Genomic DNA, 13768 nt, shown 5'->3' on the forward strand with positions numbered 1-13768 from the left:
TTATCTTTTCCGTGGGTTATGAGAGTTTGATGTTATAGCACTTTAAATTACAGCTGCAACCGCCAATTGCATAGGTATCAGCGCACAATATTCGTATAATTATTCACCCGATCTTACTAAGACGTACACAGAAGCGATTCCATGACCGAAAAAGCCCGCAATCGCCTGCTATCCCTGCTCTGGCTTGGCCTCGCCGGTGCCGCCGCAGCAGCCATGGCCTTTGCCAGCATCTACCTGTACCTGAAGCCCGGCCTGCCCTCGGTAGAGAGTCTGCGCGATATCCGCCTGCAGACCCCGCTGCGCGTCTACTCGCGAGATATGAAGCTGATCGGGGAGTTCGGCGAGAAGCGGCGCAACCCGATTAATATCGAGCAGACACCGGAGCTGTTCATCAAGGCCGTACTGGCCGCCGAGGACGCGGGATTTTACTCCCACAACGGCGTTTCTATTAAAGGGTTGATGAGAGCTGTTTCACAATTATTGCAAACCGGCTCGATCCAGTCCGGCGGCAGCACCCTGACCATGCAGGTCGCGCGCAATTTCTTCCTCACCCGCGAACAGCGCTTCGTGCGCAAGTTCAATGAAATCCTGCTATCGCTGCAGATCGAGCAGGAATTGTCCAAGGACGACATTCTCGAGCTGTATATCAACAAGATCTTTCTCGGCAACCGCGCCTACGGCTTCCAGGCCGCCGCCCATGTGTATTACGGCCGGGACATCAATGAGCTGAACCTGGCCCAGTGGGCCATGATGGCCGGCCTGCCGAAGGCGCCCTCCACCTACAACCCGATCGCCAACCCGACCCGCGCGCTGCTCCGCCGCAACTGGATCCTCAAGCGCATGCTGGAGCTGGGCTATATCGACCAGGACGAGTACAAGAACTCCATTACCGCACCGGTCACGGCCAGTTACCACGGCCGGGATCTGGACCTAGATGCTCCCTATATCGCCGAAATGGCCCGCAAGGAAGCCGTTGAGCTGTTCGGAGACAGTGCCTATACCGACGGTTACCAGATCATTACCACCGTCGACAGCCGCCTGCAGGATGCCGCGCGCGAGGCGCTGCAACACGGGCTGGAAACCTACGATGCCCGCCACGGCTATCGCGGCCCGGAACAGCGGCTGGACCCGGAGCTGCTGACCGACAGCGATCAGCTGGTCGATCTGCTCAATGAGATTCCAGTCCTCGGCGGTCTGGAACCCGCAGTGGTCACCGCCGTCGAGGCGCAGCGCCTGCAGGTGCAGTTGCGCGACCGGCGGGTCGTCGAGATCCCCTGGGAAAATGGGCTCGAGTCCATTCGCCCCTATCTGTCCGAAAATGCCCGCGGGCCGCGCCTGCAATCCGCCGACGAGATGTTTGCGCCCGGCGATGTGGTGCGCCTGCGCCGGGTGGAGGTGAGCGCCGCTGCGGCGGAAATCCCGGCTGAAGCGCTCAGCGAAGCCGGCGAAGCGCCGACCCCCGACCCCTTCGCCGATCCCGGCGAACAGAGTGTAGATACCGCAGACCCGCGGGTGCGGGAGGAATGGCATCTGGCGCAGGTGCCCGCCGCGCAGGGCGCACTGGTCTCTCTCGCCCCCGAGGATGGCGCCATCCGCGCCCTGGTCGGCGGCTACGACTTCCGCCAGAGTCACTTCAACCGCGTAACCCAGGCCGCGCGCCAACCCGGTTCCAACTTCAAGCCGTTCATTTACGCCTCGGCGATCGAGAAGGGTTATACCGCGGCCAGTATGGTCAACGACGCACCGATCATATTCGAGGAAACCAACCTGCAGGACGTCTGGCGGCCGGAGAATGATGGCGGCACCTTTCTCGGCCCGACCCCGCTGCGCAAGGCGCTGTACATGTCCCGCAACATGGTCTCCATCCGATTGCTGCAGGCGCTCGGCATCGACTATGCGCTCGGTTTCGTGGAGCGCTTCGGTTTCGAACGCAGCAAGTTGGCGCGCAACCTGACGATCGCACTGGGCAGCTCGGCGCTGACGCCGCTGGAGATGGTGCGTGGCTATGCGGCTTTTGCCAACGGCGGCTATCGCGTTGAGCCCTATCTGGTCGACCGCGTTCTGGACGTCAATGGCGAGGTCGTCTACCAGGCCCTGCCGCTGACCGTCTGCCACGAATGCCCGGAGCCGGGCGACGACAGGCCACTGTCGCGGGAGCCGCTGGATCTGGCCGATCTGCAGATGGAGGCCAGTGCGATGGAGCCCGGCGAGGAGCCGGTCGAGCTGCGCACCCTGGCAGTCGGCCCGCTCGATGGCGCGAGCGAGCAGGCCCGCCCGCGCGCGCCGCGGGCCATGTCGGCACAGACAACCTATATCATGGACTCGATCCTGAAGGACGTGATCAAGAAGGGCACCGGGCGTCGCGCGCTGGCGATGAAGCGCGGCGATATCGCCGGCAAGACGGGTACCACTAACGGGCCCCGCGACGCCTGGTTCTCCGGCTACAGCCCGCACCTGGCCACCAGTGCCTGGGTCGGCTTCGATTCCAATGGTGAGCTGGGCAAGAATGAGTATGGCGGCTCCGCGGCGCTGCCGATCTGGATCGACTTTATGACCACCGCGCTGGAGGGAATGCCCGAACGCCATCTGCCACAGCCAGATGACATCGTGACTGTGCGCATCAATCCCCGCACCGGGCTGCGGACTTCGGGCGGCGGCACGTTCGAGATATTCCGCGCGGACCGAGTGCCGGGGCGCCAGACATACAGCTCCTACCAGCCGGCCTACTCCAATGACGACGGCGACGGTGACGGCGACGGCGAGCCGCGGGACGAGCAGCCGAGCGAATCCCTGCCGGAAGAGCTGTTCTGACTTGCACCTATCACCGCAACTAGAAACGGGGCCAATTGGCCCCGTTTCTAATTGCGGTCTTCGAAGCGGCCGCAAGCACTCGCCCCCGGCATTTTTTACCGCCGGCCGCGGTACTCGAGACAGGCGCGCTCAAGTTCGGACAAGTCGGGAATTACCGCCTCCTCACCGGACAGTGCCACATGCATCAACTCACCCTGGCGGCAGGCCCGCTCGCGCCGGGCCAGCTCATCCGGAGTGACCCGCACCAGGCGCGGCGTGCCCTGCAGTATCAACGCAAAGAACGGCAGGTCACCGCGGGGATTGCCGGTATTCAACACGGCGATGCGCCCGCTGTAACTGGCAGCGGTCAGCGGCTGGCCGCGCATGACTTCAAACGACAGCAGTGGCAGGCGCTGCTCGCGCCAATTCAGTTCGCCCAGATACCAGGTCGGCGCATCGTAGGCGGCCACCGGGGTCTGCATCGCGATCACCTCTGACAAGGTGTCTACCGGAACCAGTAGCTGGCCGTCCGCCAGCGGCAGCAGCAAGCTGCTCACTTCCTGCGGCACATCCACTGGCAGTGCTTCAACTCCACTCATCGCCCATCTCTTTTGCGTTATTCATCCGGAGCTCTACCTTCGGACAAGTTTACCAATCGCTAACCGCCGACCGCCGACTCGCCGGTGTATTCGCGGATCGTCGCCAGCAGCACTTCTTCCTGGTAGGGCTTGCCCAGATAGTGATTCACACCTAGTGACATCGCGTGGTCGCGGTGCTTCTTACCGGTACGCGAGGTGATCATCACTATGGGTATATCCCGCAGGCGGCTGCTGGAGCGGATATGCCGCGCCACCTCGAAGCCGTCCATACGCGGCATCTCGATGTCCAGCAGAATCAAGTCCGGAATGTGATCCTGCAACTGGATCACCGCGTCCTGGCCGTCTTTGGCCGTGCTGACCTGATAACCCTCGCGCTCAAGGAAGCGGGAAGTCACCTTGCGCACGGTCACCGAGTCATCCACCACCATGACCGTCTGCTGCCGCTGTTCCGGCTTCGCCTCCGCCTTGGATTCGACCTCCAGTCGCGGCATATCGGGCCGCGCCAGCTGCGCGGCCTGACGCCGCAGCAGAGCGTGGGCGTCGAGGATCACCACCACCGTGCCGTCACCGGTAACCGTAGCGCCGGAAACCCCCTGCACACTGGCGAACTGCGGCCCTAGGCTCTTCACCACGATCTCGCGGCTGCCCATGATCGCGTCCACCTGCAGCGCCATCGCATGGTCCTCGGAGCGCACCAGCAGTACCGGCAACTGCATATCCTCGACACTCAGCTTCGGCTGCGCCTCCGACTGCAGCAGCGTGCCGAAGTAGCTCACCTGATAGGGCTCTCCCGCATATTCGAAGCGGGCATCGCTGGAGCGGTAGTAGTGCTCCAGTTCGAACGGGCTCAGGCGGACGATACCTTCGATCGTGTTGAGCGGCAGCGCGAACAGGTCCTCGCCGATCTTGACCATCAGCGCCCGGTTGACCGAGACGGTGAAAGGCAGCCGCACGACGAATTCCGTGCCGAGGCCGGCCTGGGAATTGATATGCACGGTACCGCCGATCAGCTTGATCTCCGCGGACACCACGTCCATACCCACGCCGCGACCGGAGATCTGGGTAACCTTGTCCGCGGTACTGAAGCCCGCCTGCAGGATGAACTGCATGATCTCGCTGTTTGACAGCTCGGCGTCGGGCCGCATCAGGCCGCTGTCCACCGCTTTCTGGCGAACTTTCATCAGATTGATACCGGCACCGTCATCACTGATGGTGAGCACCACCTCGCTGCCCTCGCGTGCCAGCGCGACATTGATGCGCCCGCGCTCCGGCTTGCCGGTTGCGGCGCGCCGCTCCGGCGTCTCGATACCGTGGTCCACCGCATTGCGCAACATATGCTCCAGCGGCGCTACCATCCGCTCGAGCATCGACCTGTCCAGCTCGCCTTCGACGTTGGAGAATACCAGGTCCACCTGCTTGCCCAGCTCGGCGCTGACCTGGCGCACGATGCGGCGCAGACGCGGCACCAGGCGCGAGAAAGGCACCATGCGGCTGCGCATCAGGCCCTCCTGCAGCTCGGTATTGACCCGCGACTGCTGCAGCAACAGCGTCTCGGTGTCGCGCGTCTTGTTGCCGAGTGTGGAGCGCAATTCCATCAGGTCCGACGTCGATTCCAGCAGCGAGCGCGACAGCTGCTGCAGGGAGGAGTAGCGGTCCATCTCCAGCGGGTCGAAGGAGTCGTCCTGCTCCGCGAGCTGTTCCTGGCGGAACAGGATCTGTGCTTCCGTTTCAGCATCGAGCCGGCGCAGCTGTTCGTTCAGGCGCTGCAGGGTCGCATCCATCTCGTCCAGCGCAAAGCCGAATTCACTCACCTGCTCCTCGAGGCGACCGCGGGAGATTGACGTCTCGCCGGCGAGGTTTACCAGTTCCTCGAGCAGTTCAGCGGCGACCCGCACCATCTCCTGCGGCTGATTTCTCGACGGATTGCCGGAATCGCGCTCGCCCAGCCGGTTTTTCTTGCGGATGAAGGGCAGCACATTGCTGCCGGCTTCCGCCGCGGGCGCAGCCGCAGTCGGTTCCGGCAATTGCGCGGCGGGCACAGCCGCGGGCGCATCGGAGGCTTCTGCCTGCTCCTGGATCAGCGGCATTTCCACTTCCGGCTCGAGCACCGGAGCACTGCTGTGATCCGCCGCGCCCGGCAGGCCGCGCGACTCGATGCCGTAGTCTTCGGGGTCGGCATCTTCGGCCAGCTGCTCGTCTGCCCAGCGGGTGCTGAGCAGCTGCGCAAAGGCGTCCAGCTGCTCACCCGCCATCCAGGCGCGCACGGTTTCGACGCCGCCGGCGAGGCGATCATAGATCGCGTGCGCATCGGCAAAGAACTCGGCCGACGGCTGGGCGCTGCCCTGCATACCCTCGATAACGGTTTCGAAGCGGTGCGCTACCTCGCCGAGCCCCATCAGGCCGGCCATACGCGCACCGCCCTTGAAAGTATGCAGTACGCGCTTCAGCGCTTCCGCCTGACTGCGATCGGCCGGCTCCTGCTCCCACGCCTGGATCAGCTCTTCCAGTTCATCGGTCAGCTCGCCGGCCTCCTCCATAAATACATCGACTACGTCCGGATCGATCTCCGCGATCACTTTTTGCAGCTCGATGTCGTCGAGGGGCGCAGCTTTGGTCGCCGCACTCTCTTCCGGCGCAGTCGGCTCTTCGACAAATTCGACGGTTGCGGCCGGCGGCGCCTCTTCGAGCGCCTCCGCGGGAAGCGGATCCGCGCCGTGCGAACCCTCGGCGACGACCAGGTCGTCGAAACTCAGCTCGCCAAAGTCGGAGTCTTCCGCACTGCTGTTCTCGTGCGAAGTCGCATCGGTGGTCGGCAGATCGACGCTGTCGATACCGAGTTCCGCCCAGTCGAAGTCATCTTCGTCGGCCGTGCCACTCTCACCCTGGGCGAGATAGCGCAGCGCTTCGCCCACGGCCTCGCTGACTTCGGGCAGATCCTGCGCCGCGGCGACTGCGTCGACCAGATCCAGCAACTCGTTGTGGCCCTGCTCGAGCGCGGCCCAGAGTGCGGGCTCCTCTTCCAGGCTGCCGTCGATAACCTTGCGGTAGACGTCGAGCAGCAGCTGCGCCAGCTCGGCGAGTGTCGGCAACTGCGCGCGGCTCGCCGCCTCCTGCAGGATATGCAGTTCTTCCGCCACCGGCGTCAGCAGCGACTTTTCGCCCGGGTGGGCGCGCCACTGATTCAGCATCTGATCGGCGTCCAGCAGTACCTTCATGCCGTCGGCCATGATGACGGCCAGCAGCTGTGGATCCACCGCTCTCGGCTCATTGGCCTCGCGCTCGCGGATCAGGTGGCCGACAGCGCGCTCCTGAAGTTCCGTCACACGCGCGAGGAACTGCTCGGATTTTTCGATCGCCAGCGCTTCGCCCGCGCGAATCTGCTCCAGCGCTTCGCGGACATAGTCCGCGCCGTCGCTGATCAGGTCGTAAATGTCGGCATCGATCGCTACCTGATAGGTGCGCAACTCCTTGGCGAAGCGCTCCAACGGTGCCACCAGCTGCGCCACCACCGTTACCTCCGCCATGTGGGCGGAACCCTTTAAGGTGTGCAGCGCGCGATGCAGCGGATCCGATGGCACGCCGTAGAGCGGGGCCGCAGCGCGCATGTCTGCGAGGAATTCCTCCACCGCCGCCAAGTGCGTCTCCGCCTCCTGGGCGAAGATCTCCCACAACTGGTCGTTGTCTTCACCGAGTGGCGCTCGCTCTTCTCGCTCCGCTGCCGAAGTATGCGGAGCGTCCTGCAGTGGCAGATCCGCCGGTATTTCCCCCCGCGACAGCTGCTTGGCCCAACCCTCCAGCTGCGCCGTGCGCGCCGCGTCCGGGTCGCCGCTGCCGAGGCGGAAACCTTCGATCATCGACGGCAGCTTCTGACGCACCTGTTCGACCAGTTCCGCATGGGCGCGCTGCGGCTTGACAGTCTCGTCGATCACCCGGTTGAGCATGCTTTCCACAGCCCAGGCGAGTTCGCCGATCTCGAGCGCTTCCACCATGCGGCCCGAGCCCTTCAGGGTGTGGAAGCCGCGACGGAATTCCACCAGCGCATCCCGGTCGGCAAAGTTGGCTGCCCACTGCGGGAAGTAGTGGCCGATGGTGTCGAGAACTTCGGCCGCCTCCTCAAGAAATATCTCGACAATTTCATCGTCGATCAAACTGTCGTCGTCATCGGCCAGAACCGGCGTGGGCGTGTTCTGCACTGGCGCCACAGACACACTTTCCGCTTCAGTTTCGCGGACCACAGAAACAGCTGCCGCGCGGGGGCTGATTGCCTCTGCGTCTTCCGACTCAGCAGCGTGCGCATCGGCGCCGTCGGCCTCAGCGGGCTCGGCAGTGGCAAACCAACTGTCCTCCTCGCCACTGGCTGCGATCTCATCGGCGCCTCGCGCCGGTGCGCTGTCGAAATCTTCATCCAGGGTGAAGCCGTCCAACACCGCGTCTTCATCGGCGGTATTTCCCCCCGGCCCAATTCCGGCCGGACTCACCGGGCTGGTCGCCGCCGACACCAGACTTTCATCGGTCACTGCGAAGCCCAGCGTGGCTACACTGTCTTCGGCCAGTGCCAGCAGCATGTCGGCATCTTCGATGCCGTCCGCGCGGCGCTCCAGGTAGTATTCGACACTGGTGATCGCATCGGCCAGGGTATCCAGCAGCTTCCACTCCGGCTGCTCCGCCGCATCGATCAGCTGCTCAGTGATATAGCGTTTACAGGCACCGACAATTTCACCGGCGCGGTTGTAGCCCACCATATCCAGGCCGCCGCAGACCTCTTGCAGCCGCTCCGGCACCCGGTTCAGGTAACTGACGTCCCAGTGGCTGGCGATGTACTCCACCACCGCCTCTTTGACCGCCTCCAACCCCAGGCGCGCCTCGCGCAGTACCGTATCGGTGGCGTCGCCCATCAGCGGCTGATCGTCATCCACGCGCTTGTTGCGCGCGACGGTCGCCGCCAGCGCGCTGTCCAGTTGCACAAGGTCGCCGGCGGCCCGCATCAGCAGCTCATCCAGATCTCCACCGCGGGAGGCGTCGCGCAGGCATTCGTAAATCGCGCGCGCGCGACCGCGCTGGCTTTCCAGGCCCAACACCCCGAGTGTATCCGCCAGGCGCTTGGCAATGGCGGCGGTGTCGGATAGCGGCGGCCGCTCCGCGCCGGCGGTGCCGGGCTCAAGCGCTTCGCGCACCAGTTGCAGTTCTTCGCGCAGCGCCGCCACGGCGGTTCCCAGCGCGTCGGGACCCATCGCCAGCGCGTCCTCGGTATCGGGACGCGGGGTACCCGGGACGGCCTTATCCAGCGCATAGGTCTTGTACAGCGACTGGCAGCGCGTGCCATTCGGGCCCGCCAGATACACGTAGAACAGCAGGTTGCGCGCCAGGTCGCGATCCGGTCGCGCGTCCAGCACCTTGGCGCCGCGGCCCTGCAGCAGGCGGAATTCCACATCGATGCGGCGCAACAGCTGGCGCAGCGCCGGCAGGACGTTGATGCGGTGTTCGCCGATGGCCTCGAAGATGCCGAGCAGAATTCCCCACAGAGATTGGCGCGGACTGCCGCTGTACAGCAGCGACATCTTCTCGGTCACCTTGACCAGATAGGCAAGGCTCTCCCCGCTGTTGACGTCGCGAATCAGGCCCGCACCGGCCACGTGGTACATCTTGCGCAGTTTGCCCACCAGTTCCTGCAGCCTGGCGCTGTCGGCGGTGAGTGGCTGGCGCTTGCCAGAGATCTCATCCAGCAGGGAGAGGTCCGGGGAGAAAAGCGCGCCCTCGGTGATGAGACGCTCGCGGCGTACCGCGCGCAAATCGTTGAGCAGGGGCAGCAACAGCACCGCATTGTCGCGACGCTGGAAGGATACTTTTTCGAGGTACAGTGGCAGCTCGAGTAGAGCGCGCATCAGAAACTCGCGCGTTTCGTCACTGTTTTCCACTTCACCGCTGGCCAGTGCCTGAACCAGCTGCTCCATTTCCTCTGCGAGCATGGCGGCGCCGGTCAGCTCGGCCATGTGCAGACTGCCGTGCACCTGGTGGATCAACTCGAGGCAGTTTTTCAGCAGCGCCGTGTCCGCGGACTCTCCGTCGGCGCCACCGGCGTTCGAGGCAAACGTCTCCAGCTGCTGGCGCGCCTGCGCCAGCGTCTCATTGATCTCGCCCGTCAGCCAGTCGAGGGCCAGGAAGTTCGGATTGTCGTGACTCACGCCAAGTCCTCAGTAATTCATTCTGTACGCGGGCGCAATGCTTCCCGGTGCGGTTTTCAGCCCGCGAAAACCCGGAAGTAATTCCGTGCGCCATCTTCTGCCCTGCACCGCTCAGCGCATATCGGGCATCGAACACACTTTCAGTGCCGATCAGGCCAGGACCCGATCATCGCGTGTCTCGAGGGCATCGACTTCGTCACTGTCCAGCAGTGAGAAATCCTCATCGCCCATTTCCGGCAATTCCACATCGTACAGTTCGCCATTGTCCTCGACGCTCTCCACTTCCGGCAGCTTGAAGCCGGCGACGGATTCGCGCAGGGCGTTGGCGGTTTTGGCGAGGTTACCAATGGATTGGGCGGTAGCCTGGGTACCGGCCGAAGTCTGCGAGGTAATCTCCTGAATCACATTCATCGTGTTGGAGATGTGACCCGCGGAGGAGGCCTGCTGGCGCGCCGCGTTGGAAATGTTCTGAATCAACGATGCCAGGTTTGTGGATACGCTCTCGATCTCTTCCAGGGCAACACCGGCGTCCTGCGCCAGACGGGCACCGCGCACAACTTCGGTGGTGGTCTGCTCCATCGAGACTACGGCTTCGTTGGTGTCCGACTGAATCGCCTTTACCAGACCCTCGATCTGCTTGGTCGCCGCGGCGGAACGTTCCGCGAGGCGCTGTACCTCGTCCGCAACCACCGCGAAGCCGCGGCCCGCGTCGCCGGCCATGCTGGCCTGAATGGCGGCGTTAAGGGCCAGAATGTTGGTCTGGTCGGCAATGTCGTTAATCAGGCTTACGATGTCACCAATCTCCTGGGAGGATTCACCCAGCCGCTTGATTCGCTTGGAGGTGTCCTGAATCTGCTCGCGGATGGTATCCATGCCCTTGATGGTGTTCTGTACCACCTTGGCGCCGTTGCTCGCGATCTGTACCGAGCGCTCCGCTACCTGGGCCGATTCGGCGGCGTTGGCCGATACCTGGTCAATGGTCACGGCCATTTCGTTCACGGCCGCGGAGGCACCGGCAATTTCCTGGGCCTGGTGCTCGGACGCCTCGGCCAGGTGCAGGGCGGTCTGCTGGGTTTCCTGCGACAGGCCGGATACTTCCTGGGCCGCACCGTTGATTCGGCTTACAAGTACCCGCAGCTGGTCGATCGTGTAGTTGATGGAGTCGGCAATTGCACCGGTGAAGGCCTCGGTCACCGTGGCGGAGGTGGTCAGGTCACCGTCGGCGAGATCGGCCAGCTCGTCCAGCAACTGCATAATGGCCTGCTGGTTGCGCTCATTGGTATCGGATTCTTCACGCAGGCTGCGGCGGGTACCGGAGAAGGCCGCGATCATCATGCCGAAGATCAGCAGCACGAACACACCCGCGATGATGGCGATGGTTTGGTTGTTCGGCTGGCGCTCACCGGACAGGTTCACGATGCGGTCATTCAGTGTACTCAGAGATTCCAGCAGCTGTGGCGAGGAGGCGATGATGCCGTCGGCGGCCTGGCGAGTGGCGAACAGTGCCGGCGTGGCTTCGAAGATCTCGCGCACCGAGGAACTCACGAACTCGAACAGCTCGGTAATTTCATCCAGGGACTGGCGGGCCTCTTCGTCGGTCACGCGGGAGATACCCATCACCACGTCACCGCTCTTCATGCCCTCTACCACCTTACCGAACAGGCTGGCGTCGGTATTGAACTGGTCTGCCGCGGACTCGGCGTCATCGCCACCCTGCAGCATCTTGTCGATGTTCCGGCCGATACGCTCCGCGCGCCAGACCTGCAACTGGGCCTGCTCGACCTGATTGGCCGGCGCGTTATTGGCCAGCAGGATTTCCACGATGTTGTTGTGCTCGGCCTGCAGCTCCGGCAGCGAGTCGTTCAGGGTACTGGCCACATCGTTCAGGAAGATGATCGAGTCCTTGTTGCCGATAATGGTGTCGGCCTGCTCGCGCACCTGACGCCAGACCTGTCCGTAAGCGGCCAGCTCGGATTCCAGCGCGCGACGGGTGTCCGCATCCGCCCCCTGCAGCTGGCTCCAGGTGGCGGCCATCTGACCGATAACCTTTTCCAGCTCGGCAAATGCCTCCTCGTTACCGGCTGTCGCCGCCGGCGCGTGGGAAACCACCTGATAGGAAAGTGCACGCAGTTCCGCGACCTGCTGCAGATACCCCTTATCGCGATCGCCCTGGGTCTGCACCAGGTAGATACTGACAATCAGTCCCGCCAGTGTGGCGAGTACCAGCAGACCCATAAACAACGCGGCGGGGTTACTGCGCAGCGCGGAAAAGGAACTCTGGGAGCCTGTTTTCATAATTTACTCCTGGCGGACCTGTGCATCAGGCCAATTCTTTTTATCACCAACGTATTTAACGCTTTGCCCGAGACAAACCTCACAGTCATCGTGCGACAATTCACACTGCCTGCGGATCCCGGAATTGTTTCCTGACGGAAAATCAACATGCCGCGACTCAATGAGCCGCGGCATCTGTAAACTGAAAATCGCCGATCAGTGCCTGCATATCAAACACCAGCCAGCGGCCCTGCTGCAGCACAAACTGACCGTTCACCATCGGCGCGAAAGGTTCCAGCAAGTCGCCGGGCGCGTCCTTGGCATATTCGAGTGCCAAGTGCTGCATTCCGTGCAGCTCGTCGACAATCAATCCCGCATACGTCTTATCGTGCTCGATGACCAGCACGCGCCGGCGCTGGCGCGGCCCGCTGAGATGACCACCAAAGAACGCCGCCAGGTCGAACAGCGGCAGCAGGCGGCCGCGCACGTTGGCCACCCCGCGCACCCAGGACTGAACCCCCGGGATGAACGTGTACTGGGGCACCTCGAGCAGTTCCACCACCTCATCCATCGACGCGACAAAACGATGACCCAGCAGCGAGAAACCGATGCCGGTCCAGTAGGGTTTTACTTCCTGACGGCCGGGCAGGCCGGCAGCCTGCGCTTTGGCGCGCCTGGCGATCTCAACCAGTGCGAGATAGGGAGACTGTGACTGCACGTGCAAGCAGCTGGCCGCTAGGCCAACACCTCCTCGATGGTGCCCAGCAACTTACCCTCGTCCACAGGCTTGGTCAGATAGGCGCGGGCTCCCTGGCGCATACCCCAGACGCGGTCGGTGTCCTGGTCCTTGGTGGTCACGATAATGATCGGGATACCCGCAGTGCTCCCATCCTTGCTCAGCTGGCGAGTGGCCTGGAAGCCATTCAGACCCGGCATCACAATATCCATCAGGATCACATCGGGACGCTCCTGGCGAGCGACATCCACACCATTTTCGCCGTTAGTTGCAGCGATCACGGCGTGACCATTCTTCTCCAGAATCGTGGTCAGCTTGTGCGTTTCTGTTGGAGAGTCGTCAACGATTAATACTCTTGCCATTGGTTCCCCGCGACTTTTTCTTGTCCGCAACAGCACCGGCGATCGCCGCACTGCGCGGGTTTGTTGTCATTATCAGCAAGCGACGCACCCATTCGCGCCCCGCTCACTCGCCCTAGATCAATTGCCACCCGATTCCCGCCAACAGGACAAGGAACAGGGCTTTCTGCAGCACCACCTCCCCAGGCCGATGCCTGGTGGTGAAACCTGGAATGCTTCCGCGACGAGAAGCAACTCGCCGCAACTATTATCTGCTCACCACTCAGGCCGCGTGATGTGGCTTGGCATGGGCAGAGATTGCACCCAGCAGTTCGCTTTTGCTAAACGGCTTGGTCAAATATTGATCACAGCCGACTACACGTCCCTTGGCTTTATCAAAGAGGCCGTCCTTGCTCGATAACATCACCACGGGCGTCGAGCGGAATTCGCTGTTGTTCTTGATCAGCGCACAGGTCTGGTAACCATCCAGGCGCGGCATCATGATATCGACAAAAATGATATCCGGACGGGAGTCGGCGATTTTTGCCAGCGCGTCGAAACCGTCTGTTGCGGTGACTACCGTGCAACCCGCTTTTTGCAGCAGGGTCTCCGCGGTGCGACGAATAGTCTTACTATCGTCAATCACCATCACCGTCAGGCTTTCCCAGTTGAGCTCCATAGTGTTATTGAATCCCCTGTTTACTTATTTTCGGGCACACCTGAAAGTGATCCAGCGGCACCCTTTGTTCAACCACTTGCGGGGTCTGGTCGCCTCGGTTGGCCAAGGTCGCACATAGGGAGGAACTTTTATCACAGAACCCCAAGTGAATCCACCGGAGGCAGCGGGCA

7 protein-coding genes are annotated in these 13768 nt (G+C 62.8%); 1 reads left to right on the top strand and 6 read right to left on the bottom strand.

Annotation, left to right across the window (positions count from 1 at the left end; translation table 11 throughout):
- Positions 1-141 precede the first annotated feature (141 nt).
- Positions 142-2811: a penicillin-binding protein 1A gene (locus tag RRF64_RS10715; protein ID WP_323845879.1), complete on the top strand. Its 2670-nt coding sequence runs from the start codon at positions 142-144 to the stop codon at positions 2809-2811.
- A gap of 95 nt (positions 2812-2906) precedes the next feature.
- Here the strand turns inward: RRF64_RS10715 and RRF64_RS10720 are convergent, their stop codons facing one another.
- The 6 genes from RRF64_RS10720 to pilG all read right to left on the bottom strand — a co-directional run bounded on the left by RRF64_RS10720 (position 2907) and on the right by pilG (position 13598).
- Positions 2907-3389, bottom strand: a complete 483-nt coding sequence (locus RRF64_RS10720) for a chemotaxis protein CheW (RefSeq protein ID WP_323845880.1) — start codon at positions 3387-3389, stop codon at positions 2907-2909.
- A gap of 59 nt (positions 3390-3448) precedes the next feature.
- Positions 3449-9571 (bottom strand): Hpt domain-containing protein, encoded by a 6123-nt coding sequence (locus tag RRF64_RS10725; protein WP_323845881.1) that lies wholly within the window; start codon positions 9569-9571, stop codon positions 3449-3451.
- Positions 9572-9721: 150 nt separating this feature from the next.
- Complete coding sequence (locus RRF64_RS10730) at positions 9722-11866, bottom strand: methyl-accepting chemotaxis protein (RefSeq protein WP_323845882.1); 2145 nt, start codon at positions 11864-11866, stop codon at positions 9722-9724.
- Between the two features lie 157 nt (positions 11867-12023).
- A complete protein-coding gene (locus tag RRF64_RS10735) occupies positions 12024-12563 on the bottom strand; it encodes a chemotaxis protein CheW (protein WP_323845883.1) in 540 nt (179 codons plus the stop codon).
- Between the two features lie 17 nt (positions 12564-12580).
- Positions 12581-12943, bottom strand: coding sequence for a twitching motility response regulator PilH (gene pilH, locus RRF64_RS10740; RefSeq protein WP_323845884.1), 363 nt, complete (start codon positions 12941-12943; stop codon positions 12581-12583).
- 259 nt (positions 12944-13202) lie between these two features.
- Entirely contained in the window at positions 13203-13598 is a 396-nt protein-coding gene (pilG, locus tag RRF64_RS10745; protein ID WP_067084389.1) for a twitching motility response regulator PilG, read from the bottom strand.
- Positions 13599-13768: the final 170 nt, after the last annotated feature.

The organism is Microbulbifer magnicolonia, assembly GCF_035117725.1.
Taxonomy (GTDB): Bacteria; Pseudomonadota; Gammaproteobacteria; order Pseudomonadales; family Cellvibrionaceae; genus Microbulbifer; species Microbulbifer magnicolonia.